The 18915-nt window shown below is 35.6% G+C and carries 17 protein-coding genes and 1 pseudogene; 7 read left to right on the top strand and 11 right to left on the bottom strand.

Annotation, left to right across the window (positions count from 1 at the left end; all coding sequences use genetic code 11):
• Positions 1–84: 84 nt before the first annotated feature.
• Entirely contained in the window at positions 85–1869 is a 1785-nt protein-coding gene (locus tag AAGD66_RS06455; RefSeq protein ID WP_010963093.1) for a hypothetical protein, read from the top strand.
• Between the two features lie 72 nt (positions 1870–1941).
• Here AAGD66_RS06455 and thyX read toward each other — a convergent pair whose 3' ends face one another.
• The 3 genes from thyX to AAGD66_RS06440 form a co-directional block, all read right to left on the bottom strand.
• Positions 1942–2796 carry an FAD-dependent thymidylate synthase gene (gene thyX, locus AAGD66_RS06450; protein ID WP_015589436.1) on the bottom strand — a complete coding sequence of 285 codons (855 nt, stop codon included), beginning with the start codon at positions 2794–2796 and terminating at the stop codon, positions 1942–1944.
• A 9-nt stretch (positions 2797–2805) separates the two neighbouring features.
• A complete protein-coding gene (gene murA / locus AAGD66_RS06445) occupies positions 2806–4083 on the bottom strand; it encodes a UDP-N-acetylglucosamine 1-carboxyvinyltransferase (RefSeq protein WP_006279833.1) in 1278 nt (425 codons plus the stop codon).
• Positions 4084–4238: 155 nt separating this feature from the next.
• Positions 4239–4682, bottom strand: a complete 444-nt coding sequence (locus AAGD66_RS06440; RefSeq protein ID WP_231115834.1) for a CPBP family intramembrane glutamic endopeptidase — start codon at positions 4680–4682, stop codon at positions 4239–4241.
• A 238-nt stretch (positions 4683–4920) separates the two neighbouring features.
• Here AAGD66_RS06440 and AAGD66_RS06435 point away from each other — a divergent pair, with 238 nt between their 5' ends.
• Positions 4921–5145 carry a hypothetical protein gene (locus tag AAGD66_RS06435; RefSeq protein WP_010082031.1) on the top strand — a complete coding sequence of 75 codons (225 nt, stop codon included), beginning with the start codon at positions 4921–4923 and terminating at the stop codon, positions 5143–5145.
• 169 nt (positions 5146–5314) lie between these two features.
• Here the strand turns inward: AAGD66_RS06435 and fabF are convergent, their stop codons facing one another.
• A complete protein-coding gene (fabF, locus tag AAGD66_RS06430; RefSeq protein ID WP_010082030.1) occupies positions 5315–6586 on the bottom strand; it encodes a beta-ketoacyl-ACP synthase II in 1272 nt (423 codons plus the stop codon).
• A gap of 13 nt (positions 6587–6599) precedes the next feature.
• Positions 6600–6824, bottom strand: coding sequence for an acyl carrier protein (gene acpP / locus AAGD66_RS06425; protein WP_213863337.1), 225 nt, complete (start codon positions 6822–6824; stop codon positions 6600–6602).
• Between the two features lie 181 nt (positions 6825–7005).
• Here acpP and AAGD66_RS06420 point away from each other — a divergent pair, with 181 nt between their 5' ends.
• On the top strand, positions 7006–8013 hold the full coding sequence (locus tag AAGD66_RS06420) for a polyprenyl synthetase family protein (RefSeq protein WP_341814457.1): 1008 nt from the start codon (positions 7006–7008) through the stop codon (positions 8011–8013).
• Positions 8006–8947 carry an FKBP-type peptidyl-prolyl cis-trans isomerase gene (locus tag AAGD66_RS06415; protein WP_264723824.1) on the top strand — a complete coding sequence of 314 codons (942 nt, stop codon included), beginning with the start codon at positions 8006–8008 and terminating at the stop codon, positions 8945–8947. The genes AAGD66_RS06420 and AAGD66_RS06415 overlap by 8 nt, the downstream gene beginning before the upstream one ends.
• Before the next feature lie 68 nt (positions 8948–9015).
• Here AAGD66_RS06415 and hslU read toward each other — a convergent pair whose 3' ends face one another.
• Together hslU and hslV are read right to left on the bottom strand one after the other, a co-directional pair.
• Positions 9016–10506: an ATP-dependent protease ATPase subunit HslU gene (hslU, locus tag AAGD66_RS06410; RefSeq protein WP_006280200.1), complete on the bottom strand. Its 1491-nt coding sequence runs from the start codon at positions 10504–10506 to the stop codon at positions 9016–9018.
• 1 nt (position 10507) lies between these two features.
• Positions 10508–11062, bottom strand: a complete 555-nt coding sequence (gene hslV, locus AAGD66_RS06405) for an ATP-dependent protease subunit HslV (protein WP_006280198.1) — start codon at positions 11060–11062, stop codon at positions 10508–10510.
• A gap of 115 nt (positions 11063–11177) precedes the next feature.
• Here hslV and gshA point away from each other — a divergent pair, with 115 nt between their 5' ends.
• Positions 11178–12338 (top strand): glutamate--cysteine ligase, encoded by a 1161-nt coding sequence (gene gshA / locus AAGD66_RS06400; protein WP_264723826.1) that lies wholly within the window; start codon positions 11178–11180, stop codon positions 12336–12338.
• A 3-nt stretch (positions 12339–12341) separates the two neighbouring features.
• Here the strand turns inward: gshA and AAGD66_RS06395 are convergent, their stop codons facing one another.
• From AAGD66_RS06395 to AAGD66_RS06385, 3 genes are all read right to left on the bottom strand, one after another.
• Complete coding sequence (locus tag AAGD66_RS06395; protein ID WP_264723828.1) at positions 12342–13139, bottom strand: hypothetical protein; 798 nt, start codon at positions 13137–13139, stop codon at positions 12342–12344.
• A gap of 70 nt (positions 13140–13209) precedes the next feature.
• A complete protein-coding gene (gene hemH, locus AAGD66_RS06390; protein ID WP_007548918.1) occupies positions 13210–14157 on the bottom strand; it encodes a ferrochelatase in 948 nt (315 codons plus the stop codon).
• Positions 14158–15126, bottom strand: a complete 969-nt coding sequence (locus tag AAGD66_RS06385) for a hypothetical protein (RefSeq protein ID WP_264723830.1) — start codon at positions 15124–15126, stop codon at positions 14158–14160.
• Between the two features lie 113 nt (positions 15127–15239).
• Here AAGD66_RS06385 and ndk point away from each other — a divergent pair, with 113 nt between their 5' ends.
• Positions 15240–15659 carry a nucleoside-diphosphate kinase gene (gene ndk / locus AAGD66_RS06380; protein WP_182309846.1) on the top strand — a complete coding sequence of 140 codons (420 nt, stop codon included), beginning with the start codon at positions 15240–15242 and terminating at the stop codon, positions 15657–15659.
• Positions 15660–16735: 1076 nt separating this feature from the next.
• On the opposite strand, the gene AAGD66_RS06370 is transcribed toward ndk, so the two are convergent.
• Complete coding sequence (locus tag AAGD66_RS06370; protein WP_264339118.1) at positions 16736–18061, bottom strand: IS4 family transposase; 1326 nt, start codon at positions 18059–18061, stop codon at positions 16736–16738.
• Positions 18062–18153: 92 nt separating this feature from the next.
• Here AAGD66_RS06370 and AAGD66_RS06365 point away from each other — a divergent pair.
• Positions 18154–18880: pseudogene (locus AAGD66_RS06365) on the top strand (IS5 family transposase).
• The last annotated feature ends 35 nt before the right edge of the window (positions 18881–18915 follow it).

Here is an 18915-nt window from a genome sequence, read left to right as displayed (position 1 = left end):
AATCTTAACGTTTAACACATTTTTCATAGTACAGACCGTATGATTGATAAATAAAATGATTTATAGAATTTGTGGAGGCTACCAATGGTCAACGACAAGATTACTTTGAACTTTGAAATAGAAAAAGGCGAACCTATAGATCGATACTACTTTTCTGCACATATAAAGCTTACAGATGAAAGCAAAAATCTTTTGCGCGAGAAGCTTGGCAGTACAATTCAATTCGATAATCTAGATGATCACTTCAATCTTAACCATGAGAATTTTTATATCTACTACAACAAATATAGTGAGCACAATGGTAGAAGTGAGCTACACGTTAGGGATGATAACGGTAAATATTTAACCTCCAATCTTCCACTTAATTACTATGGATTCTCAATGGAACTATCACCTGACGGAGCGTCAATTGCAGATTATGGTTTTTATCCTCTGTATGCAATCTATAACCCAAATCACTATGATAAAGCAAAGGAAAAAGTATTTGATGATCACGGTGAATTGTCACCAATTGCATCAAATGTGTTAGATAATTTTTTAAGCAACACAAATAGCTTAACCACACAAGATATATTACAAAATGTATTCTCACAACTGCAGAAGAAAGCTGATGAAGAAGCAGAAAGATTGGCAAGAGAGAGAGAAGCAGAAAGACAAAGGGAGGAAGAGTTAAATGAAAAGAACGAGGAGTTAAAAGAACTTGTAGAAAAGGATGAGATTAAAATATTCAAAGTGGTAAAAGGTAATGATTTAGGTAATGGGCATTCAGCAGTAGTTTTACAACTTGATGGGGAAGAAGGTGACAAGATACCTCTCGACTCTAGTAAATACTACATAGCAGAGTATAGACACCACCCAGAATGGGAAGGCGATGAATATTTAAATTTTGTTAGCCCTGATAGTGATATGCTGGTTAATTATGAAAACTTATTTTTTGTGCTCAATCAAAGCTCCTACTCAGACTTTGAAAGTGGGTTTTATTCAGAAAACAGAACCGATCCCCATAATTATGCTAAATATTCAAAGGAACCATATTTGAGTGGTGACCAGCTATCTGAAAAATTATCTAATGAATTGGAGGAAGATAGCAATCAGATAGGTACTGAATTTACAATTGATGATGAGCAAGTAGACGAAGAAGTTGTGGTAGAGAGTGAAGCCAAGTCTGGGGAGAAAGGAACGGTTGGTGAGGATAACGCAAAAAATACTATACAGGAAGAAGAATCTAACTATATAGATCAAATGCAAGCGGATGATAGCAGCAGTTATAAACCAGCTTTGCAAAGCAATCGTGATGATTATGCTGATACGAAAAAAGCTCTGCAGGAAAAATTGCATGGAGATGAAATACACAAGCAAAGTAATGAGAAAGCTCAAAAAGATATAGAAGTAAAAAAAGTAACTGTGGAAACTGACAGTAGCAGTAATAAGACTGAAAAACAAACAAAACCAACAGAAGATGAACAAGAAACTGTTATGGCAAGTGTGATAGAAAATATGGATAAAAATTCTGATATTGAAGCAGAAACTTCTAACAGTGTTGCAAATTCACAACATCCCTTAAAAATAAAGACAGGAAGTCCTCTTGAAGTGGGAAAGTATAAGGTGGAGCTGCAAGTGACATATGATGATGTAAAGAATTTTTATGATACCGTACGTGGTAAATATCATGCTGGCGATGGATATAACTACGAACAAGTAATGGTTTTATATAATGAAATTGTTAGGCCCGCTCACAATCATCATTACGAGCTGTTTACTCTTGATGAAGCACATGTTGCTAATGATCACCTGTTTATCAAGGGTCAGGATTTTGGAACTCTAAATGATTTTAATGAGATGTTCTATAAAAGTGATGAGTTAATGTGATGTAAAAAGCAAGATTCAATCTGGTGAACGAGAGTTAACTGACAGAGGAGATTGACACGTATGCCTTTATCTTTAAGATTGTTTATCAAGTATAGACATCAGCTCGCCCCATTCTCTTTTACCAATATTACTTTCTTCTCTAGTAACGTTTTCCCCTTTAATTAATTTGCGAATTATTTCTAGACCAGTTCTTGAAATACAGGCTGATTCTAGGCAATATTCAACAAAGGCATTGTAGGCCAGTGGAACCCATTTTTTTATTATATCCAGCATAACTTCTGCATAAACTCTGATTTCATATTGGGCATGCTTATCAGCTCTAAGCTTCAAAAAATGAAGGAGATTATGCAGATCTATTTTCCAATAAAATTGCGTGTAGTAATTAAGCATTAGGTTAGTTCTGGCAATTTCTCTTGCAAGCCCCTGCTCAATAAATTTTTCATAATGAGAATATACTAAATTAGAGTCATTTGTTAGAGAATCTATTATTTCCTTTGAGGTATCTGGATCAAAAGCTTCCCCGCTACCTTGTTTATTATTGTCAGATTGTTTTGCAACTTGTTCTGGTTTAGGTGTATAAAATTCATTATCAAGTATTGAATACCTTGCTGAATATTCATTCACATTTGCAGTTCTATGCCTTATCCATTGCCTTGCAACAAAAATTGGAAGTTTCACGTGAAACTTAATTTCACACATTTCAAATGGAGTTGTATGATGATGTCTCATTAAATACTTTATAAGTGCTTCATCCTGACTTATCTGTTTTGTTCCCTTGCCATAAGAAACACGAGCAGCTTGAACTATAGCGCTATCAGAGCCCATATAATCCACTACTCGAATAAATCCATGGTCTAATACCTTATGTTCTTCATATAAGATTGCATCTATTTCTTTTACTATAGTTCGTTTGGTTGCTTCATTCATAAAATATCCTCAAGACGAAATGGAGATATCAGCTCCACATGAATTGAGTTTTTCATGCATTGCTTCATATCCTCTCCATAAATGATGTGAATTGTTTATTATAGTTTCTCCACCGGCTACCAAAGAAGCAAGCACCAAAGCTGCTGTTGATCTTAAGTCAGTAGCATATAGATTAGCTCCAGATAAGCTTTTTATTCCACTTATAGTAGCTTTGCTTTTCTCGATGCTGATATTAGCACCTAACTTTCTCAATTCATCTGCATGTGTAAATCTGTTTTCAAAAATGTTCTCTTCAATTACTGATATCCCATCAGCGATGCACATTGCAGACATCAGTTGTGGTTGCATATCACTGGGAAAATTGGGATATGGATCTGTCGCAACGTTAGCAGACTTAATAGAGCCATTTTTTCTGGAAATAACAATGCCTCCATCATACAGTTCAACCATAGCTCCTATAGTCTCCAACTCATTTGTAATACACCTTATATCAGATAGATTTATTCCTTCCAACTCCAACTTACCACCGGTTATTATAGCAGCTAGTGCATAGGTGCCTGCTTCTATGCGATCTGGTATTATTTTATGAACACATCCATTTAGTGCTTCAACTCCTGTTATTATGACCTTTGTATTATCAATTTCAATATCAGCACCCATTTTCTTCAGAAAATCTATTAAATCAAGAACTTCCGGCTCAGTTGCAGCATTGTTTATTGTTGTCACTCCTTCTGCAAATGTTGCTGCCATTATTACATTTTCTGTTGCGCCAACACTTATTTTCTCAAATGTGATTTCTTTTCCTTGTAGCTTTCCTTTCACTGTTGCAATTATATTATAGCCGTCAATTTCAATTTTAGCTCCCATTTCTTCTAATGCTTTAATATGCATATCAACGGGACGCTTTCCAATGTTGCATCCACCAGGAAATGCTGTTCTCGCTTTGCCAAATCTGCTAAGCATTGGACCCAATATTAGAAAAGAAGTTCTTAGCTTACTTGCGGTTTTATATGGCATCACGTGATTGTTGATATTGCTGCAGTCAATTTTCAAAGTATGGTTCGCTTTATAATTTTTATTGTGCATAAAGTTCACTTCTGCTCCAAGACTTTCAAGCAACTTAGACATTAGATGCACATCAATTAAATCAGGTACATTATGCAAAATTACCGGGGAGCTACTTAATAGACTTGCTGCCATTATTGGTAAAACAGCATTTTTTGAGCCATTAATCTTGATTTTTCCGACCAAAGGTTTGTAGTTATTTCTTATTAATATCTTGTGCATTTAATTAGATATAAAGTATAATTCATTAGTTTATTGAAGTCTTACTAAGTATAATAGATTGACCGTAAAAGGCAAAATTTGCTTTTTCTTCCTCATCATCCCAGTGTCATGCTACCTGCATGACACCTGATGCGAATTGCCCCCGAAATTTTATACTATGAATTACTCAAATGACGCTCTCGAGCTTTATCAAACCAAATAACACCAATTGCAACAATGAAATAACCAGCTGCTCCTAATGTAAGGCGAATTACTGCATCGAAAGTTGACAGAGGAGGAGACGGCATTAGAATGCTCAAAACACTATACACAAGATTATTTGTTGCATGAGCAATAGTTACTGGCCAAATCGAGTTGTCTTTTTCAAACAACCAGGTAAACATTATAGACATTGCACAAATATAAAGGGTATAAGCACAAATAGTCGGGAATGTAAAGCCATCCTTCCACAAAGCTGAGCCAGCAACCACATAAGTTGGTATGTGCCATACTGACCAAATAATACCGACAATAATTGCTCTGATATAAAAATTTGATATTTTGCTTTTAAGATTTTTCAAAAGATAGCCACGCCAACCGATCTCTTCACCAAGAGACATAATGATCCACATCACAAAGGTTGATAATAAAACAAATAACATCACTAATGGACTCAAAACTGCACTCAAATCCTTTACACGGTCTAACGTAAAAGACTCTCGGAAAAATGAAAAACCGCAGTAAATTGACAAAAGACCATTGGAAATTAGCATACTTACCAGAATAAGTATAAACCCTAATAGACAGTTTTTTGGCGAACTAAGTTTAAAAAGATCCCTTACCTTCTGTTTATTATAAATGGTTAGCAAAATTGCAACTGAAGCCGGAACAAATGTTGTTAATAATGTTATGTCTTTGAAAGGTAAGCACCAAGCTATAATGCACGTCAAAAAATATGTAATTACAACAAATAATGTACAATTAATAGTGGTTAAATTCATGCATACGCCCATCAATTCCTTTTCTGCATTATTGATCTTTATTCATAAATTGTCAATAAAATACTTCTTCAGGGATGAATAGAATATTTTTTCTTTTTGAATTGCTATTGATAGTTTAATTTTTATATGTATTCCCTTTCACAACCGTTTGTCATCCCAGTGTCACGTGCTGGGATGACAGTAGGAGAGCTGCTTGCATGACAAGAGGAGGGTACTGGAATGACAAGAGGAAGACACTGGGGTGACATCAACTAAACTTGTCCAAATATGAGCGATGCATTAGTGCCACCAAAACCAAACGAATTAGAAAGTGCATATTGAATTTTATGCTCCTGAGCTTTAAACGGTACAAAATTTAAATCACATCCTTCTGAAGGCTTGTGTAAATTTAAGGTTGGCGGAATAATTCCATTATTTAACGCAAGAATACTGAATATTGCTTCAACGCTCCCTGCAGCACCAAGTAAATGTCCTATAGAAGATTTAGTTGAAGAAACAGGTATTTTATAAACGTAGTCACCGAATAACTGTTTCATTGCTATTACTTCAATTTTATCTCCAAGTGGCGTTGAAGTTCCATGTGCATTGATATACCCTACTTGATTGGGATTAATTTGTGCGCTCTTTAAAGCAAGCTGCATTGCCTTAAATGCGCCTCTTCCTTCTGGATGTGGTGCTGTAATGTGGTGCGCATCTCCTGTGAGTCCGTACCCAACCAGTTCAGCATGTATTTTTGCCCCCCTTTTTTTCGCATGTTCGTATTCCTCCAGCACCAATATACCTGCTCCTTCACCCATAACAAAACCATCGCGTTCTTCATCCCATGGCCTTGAAGCTTCTTCCGGTTTATCGTTAAATTTAGTTGATAACGCCTTCATAGATGCAAAACCTGCAATTCCAACTCTACACAGTGCACTTTCTGCTCCACCTGCAATCATAACATCCGCTTCACCAAGTTTTATAGTTCTTGCTGAGTTTATGATTGCATGCGCACCTGTTGCACATGCGGTTACTGCTGAATCGTTTGGACCTGTAAATTCGTATTTAATAGAAATATGGCCAGATATCAAATTTATTAGACTTGCAGGGACAAAAAATGGACTGACACGTCTGGGCCCTTTTTCCTGCATGGTAATAACATTTTCCTGAATTGACGGAAGACCACCTATACCAGAGCCAATAGTCACACCAACACGTTCCCGATTGATATTTTGGCTTTCCAAAATTAATGAATCATCTACTGCCTGAATAGCTGCTGCAATACCGTAATGGATAAAACGATCTGTCCTTTTTGAGTCTTTCTCAGAAATATAATCTAGTGGATTGAAATGGTGCTCAATGTTATCTGATTGCAACGGCACCTGCCCTGCAATTTTGCAAGCAAGATCAGAAGAGTCAAATCTATCCGTATTGATTGCTTTTATGCCAGACTCACTTTTTATTAGCCTTGACCAAGTGTTGTCAACATCTGCCGCTAGTGGAGTGATTAAACCAACACCAGTGACTACTACTCTTCTGCTCATTTAACACTAACTATTAGCCTTTTTTATTATTAATGTACTCAACTATTTGCTCCATAGTTTCCATTTTTTGTGCGTCTTCATCTGGAATTTCTATTCCAAACTCTTCTTCTGCTGCCATGATGATTTCAACTGCATCTAAGCTGTCTGTACCATGCTCCGAAAGCTTTGAAGAGCTGTTGAATTTCTCTACATCCTTACTAATATGCTCTAGTATAATCTTTTTCACTTTTTCTTCTATGTCTTCTCTAGTGCTCTTTGCTAGTTCGCTATTCACATTTCTTACCAAAAAAATAACCTATTCTTTGATGTTATAAAAAATTTTTATGTTTGCAATATCTTTTATAACTGGTAAACTACAGTAAAGTTTTCTACTGCCCTAGCTGGCTAGCGTTACGTGCTAAACAATTAACAATTCAAAAATGCTAGACGAAACAACAAAAAATTTGCTTATTGTAGAAGTAAATAAACTCTTACCCGAAAATAGCGAGAATAAGCTTATATCAGCTATGCGTTATATACTCCTTGCTCCTGCAAAACATATACGCTCCTTTTTAGTCGTAGCTTCATCGCGAGTGTTTAACGCGGAAGCTAAAAAAGTAATATCAGTTGCTGCAGCAATTGAATTTGTTCATGCTTACTCTCTAATTCACGATGATTTACCGTGCATGGACAACAGTGATACTCGCAGAAGCCAGCTAAGCTGCCATAAAAAATTTGATGAAGCAACAGCAGTGCTTGCCGGAGATGCACTACTTACTCTGGCTTTTGAGGTATTATCTTCGTTAAATGAGAAACGCTGTGAGATCATAAAAGTTCTTTCTCAGGCAATAGGAATTAGGGGAATGGTGGGAGGACAGGCTTTAGATATTAACAGTGAGCATATAGATTTTAGCCCCCAACCCTCTGTCATTCAAGTAGCGGACACTGGGATCCAGAAGGCTTTGCCTACAAGCATTTCGTGCAAAAAGCCATGCGATAGTGGAGCTGAACATGAAATGGATTCCAGTGTCAGCTACTTGAATGACACCCTTTCTACCTTAAAACTACAACATTCGTACGGCTGTATGTATGACGCTGGAATGACGTCGGGCCAAGCTGATAAAATAAAAGAAATTCATTTGATGAAAACCGCAAAACTATTTGCAGCTTCATGTGAAATAGGTGCTATAATCGGGGGTGCTACAGACAAGCAACGTAAAGCGTTATATAACTATGGAATAAATCTAGGGCTTATCTTTCAAGCTAAGGATGATATTGAAGACTACGAACAAGATAAAACAAATAATCTTATGTCTGTGCTTGGTAAAAGTGAAGTAGAGGACTATATAGACGGCCTCTTTAAACAAGGCTTGGATAATTTGAGTGCGCTTTCAGGGGATACTAATTATTTATATGATTTATTGAATCAAGTAAAGAAAGATGGTTAGAAAAATTATATTACAAATGCTTATTTCCGTAGTAATGATTCTCACTTTAACTTCTGCTTTTGTGTTTACTATTGTCTATATAAACAAAGGTAAACCGGAAAAAAAGGACAAGCTTTATGAGATAAATGCCACGCATGGTGGTTTGATACAGACGATAGCACATTACCTAGTGAAGCCAATACTTGAATCAGCACTTGACCGCTATATTGAAAAGCATGGGCTGACAGAATATTTAGAAGAAATAACGCAGCAAAAGGAAGAAGATTCAATAAATTTTTATGAAATTACTGAAGGCAGTGGCAGCAAGGCTTTTTGTGGCCTGGAAGTCCTATTGCAAATATATAAAATTTCTAATAATAACTCAGCAACACTCCCTAGCAAAGTTTCTGATGTTACTTTGAAAATAGGTCAAGATGACCTAAAAGAAGTGAGTTTAGGGGTAATAGGTATGAAAGAAGGCGGAGAGCGTGTAGTTACTATTGCCAATGAGAACAAAATGAATTTTAATTCTTATTACGTCAAACTGATCGAAGTAAAGGATAAATATCCCGACTCAGTAAATAATCTGATGGTTTTTAATGACTTAATTAACAAGACTGGAAAACAAGTAAGGTGCAGTGATGAGATATCGGTTAAATATAGCGTAAAGGAGCATAATGGGGAATATATAGTCAAAGATCAAACAGTGCAATTTAGGGTTGGCGATAAAAAAATACCACTTGCTATAGAGCTTGGAGTTGTGGGAATGAGAGCTGGTAATAAAAGAACTATTCTTTCTCCGCCTGACCTTTTGACTATTACTGACGATATGTTAATAAAAGACATAGATTATGATGAAGAAAATATCTCAATAATTGACTTAAGCTTAGATGTTAAGCAAGAGGTCGCAGCACACCATTCTACTGTTGAAAAACAGCCTAAAGAATATAGCTGAAATTTTAGGTCTACTGGCTAATCTTCTGAACACTCTCTATACTACTTAAAGTAGGCTTTTCGTTTTTCCTAAAGTATAAACTTAGATAAATCAAGCTGCTTCGAAATTGACTCAAGTTTATCTTTTACATACTTGCTGTCTATAATGAATTTTTCGCTATTTTTCTCAGAAGCAATGAAACTTATTTCATCTAAAAGCTTCTCCATGACAGTGTGAAGCCTTCTTGCGCCTATATTTTCCACTTGCCTATTAACTGTAAACGCTATTTCAGCTATGGTTTTTATACCATCATCAGTGAACTCAAGTGTCACATTTTCTGTTTTCATTAAAGCTATGTACTGCTTTAACAAACTAGATTCTGGTTCCTTTAATATTCTTATTAAATCCTCTTGAGTAAGTGCCTTAAGTTCTACCCTGATCGGTAATCTGCCCTGCAATTCCGGTAAGAGGTCAGATGGTTTAGACTGATGAAAAGCACCAGATGCAATAAATAATATATAGTCTGTTTTTACATGGCCATACTTAGTTGTAACAGTTGTTCCTTCAAGTAATGGTAACAGATCGCGTTGCACTCCTTCTCTGTTTACTTCACCTTTTACTTCTGTACGCGCTGCAATTTTGTCTATTTCATCCAAAAATACTATACCGTCATTACTAACAAGATCAATGGCTTCTTTGATTATCTTATCTTCATCCATTAGCCTTTCACTTTCTTCATTAATTAATATTTCACGCGCTTCTTTTACCTTCACCGTAATAGTTTTTGTTTTTTTGCTCCCGTTAAACATCTTGCCCATTATTTCTGTTACATTCATCACACCAACTTGCCCACCTGGCATGCCTGGTATATCGAAAGTAGGTAACATACTCTTGCTCTCTCTGACGTTAATAGAAACTTCTCCGTCCTCAAACTCTTTATTCCTCAACCTTTCTCTAAAAATTTTTTTACTCTCTTCGGTTGCATTTTCGCCTACCATAGAGTTTACTATTGTTTTCTCAGCTAAAATTAAAGCCTTTTTAGCTAAGGCTTTACGGGCTTTCTCTTTAACTAAAACTATTGCTGCATCAACTAAATCGCGTATTATCGAATCAACGTCACGTCCAACGTACCCTATTTCAGTAAACTTCGTTGCCTCAATTTTTATGAACGGTGCACCGGCAAGTTTTGCTAAGCGACGAGCTATTTCAGTTTTACCAACCCCTGTATGACCGATCATCAATATATTCTTAGGTATGATTTCATCACGCAATGGAAATGGAACCTGATTGCGACGCCAACGATTTCTGAGCGCAATAGCAACAGCACGCTTTGCATCATCCTGTCCGATTATGAATCTGTCCAATTCTTTAACTATCTTCTGTGGTGGCAGGTCATCTAACAAAACTTGAGTGCTGTCATTAACTTGAACATCGCTGTCATTTGAATCAAAACCACTCTTAGTATCTTTATAGAGGTTATCTTTTTCATCGTAGGTGTCACTACTACAAGACCGCCCTTCTGAAAGGGTTATGGGCTGATTGGAAAAATTGGTGCATAAAGTTTTTTGCTTGGAAGACATATCACTCCTCTATCTTTTCAATAACTACATTATGATTTGTATAAACACATATATCGCCAGCTATCTTCATAGCCTTTTTCGCAATTTCCTCTATTGATATTCCTTTAATGTCAATTAAAGCTCTTGCTGCAGATAGAGCAAAATTTCCCCCAGAGCCAATAGCTGCGACTCCATCTTCAGGTTCAAGAACATCACCTGTTCCCGTAATTACTAATGAAATAGATTTATCTGCAACGATCATCATAGCTTCTAATTTCCTCAGATATTTATCCATTCTCCAGTCTTTTGCAAGTTCAACACATGCTCTCATTAATTGCCCTGGGTGCTTGTCAAGTTTAGATTCTAATCTTTCAAAAAGAGTAAATGCGTCGGCTGTTGCCCCGGCAAATCCAGCAATTACGGAATCACCAGAAAGACGCCTAACTTTTTTTGCTCCAGATTTTATAACAGTGTGGCCCAGTGAAACTTGTCCGTCACCTATTACTACTACACTTTTATCTTTTCTAATTGATAATATAGTAGTGCCATACATTTTATTGTTATCGTGTTGAATCATTTTTCTATCACTTTAAATAAGAATCTCATTATACTTTAATCTTTAGTCAAATTTACTAAATATGTTCAACTATAGCTTATAATATAATACCTTCCTTATAACATTTAAAGTGCAGATGCAAAACATAATTTACCCAGATTTGGAAAAAAGTATAAATAATTGGTTCGAAGCAAAATTTAATGGCCTTACATCGCCATTTTATAGCTCTATAGATCTTAGAAACTCTGGCTATAAAATCGTTCCAGTAGACGCTAATTTATTTCCTGCGGGGTTCAATAACTTAAGTGAAGAATCAAGAACGATGGCAGCAAGATTGATAAAAAGCTATTTTAAAAGACATCAATACAAAAAGGTTCTTATAATACCGGAAAATTATACACGCAATAAAATGTATATAGAAAACGTATTTGTTATAGAGAAAATACTACAACTCGCAGGTTTTGAGACTAGAATTGGCCTTTTATATAATGAAGTATACAATTTAATAGAACAGTATGAAACTGTTGTGAAAGAAAACTCTCTGCTAAAGACAACTTCAGGATTTGTGCCTGATGTTATTATACTGAACCGTGATATGACGAGCCACATTCCAGACACGCTGAAAGACGTAAAGCAAGATATAGTACCAAGCCCACTATACGGTTGGCATAGCAGGCAGAAATTTAAGTATTTTGAAATCTATCAAGAATTAGCATCTGAGTTTTGTGGCAAATTTAAAATAGACCCATGGCTAATTTCTGTGCTTACAGAGAGCTGTGATGGAGTTGATTTTGATGATGATTTGTCACTAGGAGCAGTAGCAACTAAAGTTGACCAAATATTATCTCTAGTGCAAAAAAAATATGAGGAATATGAAATAAAAACACAACCTTACGTTTTTATCAAAGCAAGCAATGGCACATATGGGATGGGCATTATAACAGCAACAAGTGGAGAGGAAATATTAAACCTCAATAAAAAAAAGCGTCATAAAATGAAAAAGATAAAAGAAGGAATAGCAATCAATAGCGTTATTATACAAGAAGGTGTACCAACCATTGACATGTTTAAAAGCAGTTCTGCAGAACCGCTAATATACTATATAGGAGATACTCCAACATGTTACTTATACCGATGTAATAGCAGAAAAGATGTATATTCTAGCTTGAATGCCACTGACTGTGAGTTTCATGATGTTAGCCAGGTTGTAGAAGGTAAAATTCTATCACTTTGGAGTATTGTTAGCAAATTAGCAGTACTAGCGTTGGCAGTAGAAATAAAATCTTTTCATCCCTAATTCTTATACCTCTACAGTGCTGTCATTAGAATGACCGTTTATATTATGAACATCATCAAGTTCAGTGGAAGGATCATCATTGACAGGTTGTTGAAACAATTTGTCAAGCTGAACTGCAAGAAATACTGCACTATATATTATGCTGACTGTTACGCTTAAGTTGAAATTATAGATTATATCATTACCTAAGTTTATTGGTATAGTTGGAGTCTCTATCCTTCTTAATATGAAGTTTAATAAACCTAACGACAAAGTTAATGTGCTAATAATAAGGTCCTTCTTACACTCAGCAGACTTTTCAGGATCCTTATTATCCAGATATTCCTTGCATGTATAATAATAGCTTATAGGTTCTGAAATGAACAAAAATAGGATCGTTGAGGTTAAGTTAATATAACTTATTATGTCTGTATTGCTTCCAGTGCAAAAATGGATGATTTTCAACATCATTAGCGCTTCTATGGTGCTGCTTGCAAGATTAGCCGATTTACCCACAATTTTTGCCAGCTCTTTTTTACTCTCAGGGTTTCTGTAATCCTTAATTAGATCCTGTAGAGTAAATGCAGAATGGGCAATGTATAGAATAGATGTCGGAAACTTTACTAGTCGAGCAACATTCCGTATAAGAAAAATATTGGATCTATTATTGTCAATGAACTCGCAGCAAAATTGCAGTGAAATCTTACACAATAGGGCTGTTAAACCTGTTGTGATGCAGATTACCTTCCTGAAATCATGATCATAAATATCATGCACCCTTTGTGCGAGTATGTTAGATTTCTTTTTTAGCTTGTTTGGCATGAAATAGTTAATAACTTCCTGTTATTCTATCACATAAAATCCTAAAAGAAAAGCCCTATGAATCAGGACTTTAAGGGAGATTTATGCACAAATCGGCTAAGCATTTTATAAACAAGGGATCGGTACTGAGAGTTGGCACACGAAAGTAATATCCATCCTTGATAATTGCTTTATATTCTATATCAAGTTCAACTAGAGTTTCTGAATGCTCAGAAACAAAAGATATAGGTGATAGAACTACAGGTACACCATCAGCTTTTGCGCGTAATAGCTCACTTTCAGTGCTTGGCTCTAGCCATTTTACAGGACCAATCTTACTCTGATAACATATCGACCAATCTAAGTTATTGATAGCTAACTTTTCTACTATTAACTCTACGCTTCTTTCTACCTGTGAAGCGTAAGGGTCGCCCTTTTTAATGATACTAAGAGGTAAGCTATGGGCTGAAAATAGGACTCTTGGTTTACCGATTTTTCTAGCCAATTTATAGTACTTAGCTATCAGATTAGTGTGAGCTTCAATAAAATCTTGGTTATCATAATAACGGTGAATCATTTTTGTATTGCATTTTAGGCCATACCGTTTAGCATTTTTTTGCCAATTCTCGATGGATGACAGAGTTGTGGTAGTTGAATATTGTGGATACAGTGGCAGCAGAATTACTTCGTCAGGATCAAACTGTTTTACACTTTCAATAACTTCGTCAGCAAATGGACGCCAATAGCGCATGCAGATGAATACCTTGTGTACATGGTTTCTATTTTCGTTTAATTTTAGTTCTAAAGCATTAGCTTGCATTTTTGTATTCTCTAGAATTGGCGATTTACCTCCAATTTCCTCGTATATTTTTCGTGCAGTATTTTCTCGTTTCGCAGATATAAACTTTGCTAAAAGAAACCGAAAGGGATTCGGTAGATTGATTATTCTCCTGTCATAAAAAAGGTTGAATAAAAAAGGACGGACCGCATTTAGTGAATCAGGCCCGCCAAGATTAAATAAGATAACTGCCTTTTTCACCTACGCACTACTACAACAAGTTACTTCTGGGGTGCCTATAAAATTAGCTACACACTCATCAAATTTAGTTATAGGCACTAAATTTCTTACACTGGCATACAATAAGTGGCCTGATCTCTTCAGGTTACTCTTGGTGGATGTGAAGTTCCAATCGAAAAATGTATCGACAAAAAGACTTGGTACCGTTTCAAGAAGTTCAACAGCAGCTAAAGATAGCATTATACAACTTTGCAGGACATTCAGAAGAACCTTGAGGGGAAAAAGTAAAACTTTAACGAAAAGAGAGGTGCTACTTGTTTCATCCAGTAGTCGCCCTGAGTTAGGCGAATTATACTCGGTGTGTTTTCTATTTTGATCAAAGATAGGAAATTTTATAGTATCTTTCTTAAATTCCGCGTCTATTTCTTTTCTACTATGGTTAGTGATTTTTTCCATTAACTTCTCACGCAGATGAAAAGTTCTGACAATAAAACATGTGGCAATCATTAAGGAAGCACATAAAAGTGCGCATTGCATGAGGCTCATACTGCCTAGCATAGCTGGCAGCGCAAAACAAACAAATGGCACTATGATAGCCATTTCAAGCAATGGAATAGTATTCCTTTTCATTGCAAAGGCAGCAGTATCTCTTAAAAATTTGTGTTGCTGGTTAAAGTTTTTTTCTTTTTGCTCTATTTCTTGTGTAGCAAAATTGCCATCTGTATCCTCAGCAAGTGCAAGCTTGGAAGCCTGTATGTTGTTACATCTTTCAATATTTTCCTTTTGTTGTACATGAGCAGATGAAGTGCATTTATATATGCTATATTCCAAATAACTTAAAAAGGCCAAATTAAAAGTTAAAAATCCTTTTGTTCCACAAAAAAGTGATGACTTAAAGTTACTTACTAATTTTTTAGTAGTAGATTTAGCTTGTTTTTTAGTGGTAGGCTCAGCTTGTTTAGTAGTGTTATTTTTACAACATTCACCCATACAATACCTCCTTGATGGTTTATTCTTAACTATAAATAAAAAACTACTTTTATCAAATCAAAATTTGCAATAAAATGAATCCATAAATATACAATCTTATATAAGGAAATAATATGGCAATTGAGAAGACACTTTCGATATTAAAACCTGATGCAGTAAAAAATAATATTACAGGCAATATAAATTCCTACATCGAACAATCTGGGCTGAAAATCACAGCACAAAAAATGATGTTACTAACAAAAAAACAAGCAGAGCTGTTTTATGAAATTCATAAAGATAGGCCTTTTTTTGGGGAATTAGTAGAGTTTATGACCTCTGGTTCTGTGGTAGTTCAAGTTTTAGTTGGTGAAAATGCAGTAAGTAAATACAGACAAATCATGGGAGCTACCAATCCAAAACAGGCAGATAAAGGCACAATCAGGGGTGATTTTGCTGATGATATTAGTGAAAATAGAGTCCACGGCTCGGATAGTCTAGAAAATGCTCGTAAGGAGATAGCTTTCTTTTTTGCTGAATGTGAGTTGGTGTAGTTAACTCAGATTGGCGTCATCCAAGTAGCTGACAACATAGAAACGAAAAAACTTACTTGACACCCTTCGCCAGCGCCCTTATCATGATAGTGAAGCTATTGTATTTGCTTTCGCCAATCTGCAGATTAAAAGGTAAGGATTACTTAATGTATCGGCGTCTTATGTTCAATTTTTTGCAGTATATAGATACTGTATGTCTTTACAAAACTTCATCTACATCTAGATTTTTATCTAAATAAGCTGAACGCGCTTATAAAGCGTTACAAGACATCAAAAAATGCCAATACTCGACAGAGATAGTAAAAGACTAGCTAACTCGGGGATTCTTTGTCTTTTTTTCTGCTTAGTAAATTTCTTAAACATTTGCAGCGTAAGTTAGTTGCAATTAAAAGCAGCTGAATTTCGCTTGTCAAGCGTTTAAAACATAAAAAACGCCAATATTTTAAAGCGGATAATAACCCCAGGGCTTCTTTTGCCTTTTTTTTCATTTGGTAAATTTCTTAATATTTATAGCTAAAGTAATTTAAAAGTCCGTGAAGGGTGTCATGCCAGTGCTTGACACTGGCATCCAGTTTTCCATATAATCTCATCAAAAATGTTTATTTTCTAGCTACTTTTATACTTATCAACCCAGTATGCTTACTTACAATTAAAATTTCTGGATCCCAGTGTCTGGGCACTGGGATGACAGCTAGCCTGACAACCGTCATCCCGCTACGTGTTAGCGGCTAAGAGATACCGCGAATGAATCGCGGTATGACGGTTCGCGGCAGTATGACGTAGAGCTCACGTTAGCTATACTTTTATGCTTACAAACTTAATAAAATTCCTGGATCCCAGTGTCTGGGCACTGGGATGACAAAAAAGGAGGCACTAGGATGACAAAGGAGAGCTACTCGGATGATACCTTTTTCTACTTAGTTTGGGTTATGCAAGAAGTCTATTATAATCAGGCTTTAGGTCTTGTCGACATAAAAAAATAGTGATATAGAGTACTCTTTATTAATAGGTAAAGAGAATGCTATATGATTTAAAAGATGAGCAATGGGAGAGAATAAAAAACCATACGCGTCAAGTTAAGAGATTGTGAGCAAATTTAGAGAGGTTAAAGTGGATACTCTAGCCCTTCTACGTTTGTCTTTTAATGAAAATCGCGACCAAGTTATAGTGAGTTTTTTAAGAAATGCTTTTAAACTATTAATTTTGGTTAATACTAAAAATAACTCTCTAACCCGCCTTTTTAGCTCAATAAATGCCTTTGTTAAGCTAAGTTCTGTATTCTTTTTCACTTCTGTGCAACCAACTATGCCGTGAAATATAAGAATTGCGCACAATTTAGCATATAGTTCACATAATACTCTGCATGGCTTTCCTTTTAGCTTATCAAGCCTGATATGGCTTTTATACAATTTAAATAATAACTCAATTTGCCACCTTACTCTGTAAATCGTTAATACTTGCTCAGCACTAATTTTATTTTCTGGAACATTAGTTATAAATATTGACCAGTTCAACAATTTTTGATTTCTTTTAGAGGATGTATATCCCTGCGATCTTGCTAATCTATTAGCTTTCCTTCTTCTGGCCATAGACTGTTCTTCAGTTAGTTTCTGACATATAATTCTTACTCTAATTTTTGCTTCTTTTCCTAACAATACCTCGTTTTCTAAAAATAACTTATCCTCTAAACATTCTAATAACTCCATTTTTTGATTTGTTTCTACATCATATATGTTGGTATCGGATTTATAACGACTTATGAAATAAGCTCCTATTTCATTGATTTGTTTAAAAGAACTTGGCACAAAATAACCGAGATCAGATATTAGCAAATCATTGCTTAATATATTACTTAAATGTTTCCTATATCCCTGGTCTGATCTTACCCCCTCCGTTAAATTAAGTTGGTCTATTATCTGATTCATGTAGTCGAAAACTAATTGTAACTTTATTCCAGACTTAGTATTGCTTTCATAGCCACTGTAGCTAGTACCATAACCTTTATACATCTCTTCCATACTGTTAGGTAGAGTAATATAGCTACTGTCCAATAATTTAACACTATTAAATTGCTGTAAGATTTTGCAATCAACTTGCAAGATATTTTTAAAGAGAATCACAGATTCATTATACATCCTTTTCATAAATTCCACTGCTTCTTCAGTAAATCTAAAATCCAAACCTTGTTTTGTTATATCTATCGAGTCCTCGTTTAGTAATTGACACATTGTTTCTACGCTACAATTATCAACTCCTATATTACCCAAGACCATGGCTTTTACGAATGATGAACCTTTTAGCTTTCTCTTTCTTTTTATAAACCTTGTTGTAATTGAGATTTTCTCTGCTTTTTCATTAAAAAATTCTTTGAGCTTTTTTGATAAGCAAGTTATTTTATTCATTGGTTCTCTCACTAAAAGTATATCTGGGAGAACTTATACCTTATTATTCTATCTCTTTCATACCTTTATTTCCTTAACTTGACGCGTATGGAATAAAAAACAGTCTGCCAGGTAAGGAAGGAGATAGAGGAAGAAGCGCAAAAGATAACAGGAGATTCGTAGCTGCAATAATGTGGATAGGTAGAACAGGAGCAACATGGAGAGCATTGCCGGCTGAGTATGGAAAATGGTCAAGTGTACATAAACGTTTTATAAGGTGGGCAAAATCTGGTGTTTGGCAGATGATTTTCAACACATTAGCTGTTAATGGAGACACAGAGTGGCTCATGATAGACTCAACAATAATCAGGGCACATCAACATGCTGCTGGTGCAAGAAAAAAATGTGGAAACTGGTAGACAAGAACAAGAGCTGGGACGGTGCAAAGGAGGATTTTCAAGCAAATTACACGCTGCTTGTGATGCTTTGGGCAACCCACTGAGATTCTTTGTTACTGCAGGGCAAAGATCGGATTACGTAAAAGCTTTAGACCTGATAGAAGGCAAGAACATGGAGGCACTTATTGCCGATAAAGGGTATGACGCAAATTATATGATTGAGGCTGCAGAAGCTGTAAATGCTGAGCCAGTAATCCCACCGCGTTCCAACAGAAAAACACCAAGAGAATATGACAAAGAATTGTATAAAGAGAGAAACTTAATCGAAAGGATGTTCAACAAAATCAAGCACTTCCGCAGAGTTGCTACACGCTACGACAAATTGGCCATAGCTTTTCTGTCTTTTGTTCACATTGCTGGCATTTATCTTTGGTTAAAATAAATGTCGACACTGCCTAAGTGTGCGGAAGTAATTTT

It is taken from the genome of Wolbachia endosymbiont (group A) of Dendrolimus pini, assembly GCF_964026835.1.
Classification (GTDB): domain Bacteria; phylum Pseudomonadota; class Alphaproteobacteria; order Rickettsiales; family Anaplasmataceae; genus Wolbachia; species Wolbachia pipientis.
This window is presented reverse-complemented; position numbering and strand designations above follow the sequence as displayed.

Bases quoted from the DNA above. Each gene is read 5' to 3' on its own strand.
- AAGD66_RS06455 (WP_010963093.1), top strand. From the start codon at position 85: ATGGTCAACGACAAGATTACTTTGAACTTTGAAATAGAAAAAGGCGAA.
- thyX (WP_015589436.1), bottom strand. From the start codon at position 2,796: ATGAATGAAGCAACCAAACGAACTATAGTAAAAGAAATAGATGCAATC.
- murA (WP_006279833.1), bottom strand. From the start codon at position 4,083: ATGCACAAGATATTAATAAGAAATAACTACAAACCTTTGGTCGGAAAA.
- AAGD66_RS06440 (WP_231115834.1), bottom strand. From the start codon at position 4,682: ATGTCTCTTGGTGAAGAGATCGGTTGGCGTGGCTATCTTTTGAAAAAT.
- AAGD66_RS06435 (WP_010082031.1), top strand. From the start codon at position 4,921: ATGGTTAGCAAAATTGCAACTGAAGCCGGAACAAATGTTGTTAATAAT.
- fabF (WP_010082030.1), bottom strand. From the start codon at position 6,586: ATGAGCAGAAGAGTAGTAGTCACTGGTGTTGGTTTAATCACTCCACTA.
- AAGD66_RS06420 (WP_341814457.1), top strand. From the start codon at position 7,006: ATGCTAGACGAAACAACAAAAAATTTGCTTATTGTAGAAGTAAATAAA.
- AAGD66_RS06415 (WP_264723824.1), top strand. From the start codon at position 8,006: ATGGTTAGAAAAATTATATTACAAATGCTTATTTCCGTAGTAATGATT.
- hslU (WP_006280200.1), bottom strand. From the start codon at position 10,506: ATGTCTTCCAAGCAAAAAACTTTATGCACCAATTTTTCCAATCAGCCC.
- hslV (WP_006280198.1), bottom strand. From the start codon at position 11,062: ATGATTCAACACGATAACAATAAAATGTATGGCACTACTATATTATCA.
- gshA (WP_264723826.1), top strand. From the start codon at position 11,178: ATGCAAAACATAATTTACCCAGATTTGGAAAAAAGTATAAATAATTGG.
- AAGD66_RS06395 (WP_264723828.1), bottom strand. From the start codon at position 13,139: ATGCCAAACAAGCTAAAAAAGAAATCTAACATACTCGCACAAAGGGTG.
- AAGD66_RS06385 (WP_264723830.1), bottom strand. From the start codon at position 15,126: ATGGGTGAATGTTGTAAAAATAACACTACTAAACAAGCTGAGCCTACC.
- ndk (WP_182309846.1), top strand. From the start codon at position 15,240: ATGGCAATTGAGAAGACACTTTCGATATTAAAACCTGATGCAGTAAAA.
- AAGD66_RS06370 (WP_264339118.1), bottom strand. From the start codon at position 18,061: ATGAATAAAATAACTTGCTTATCAAAAAAGCTCAAAGAATTTTTTAAT.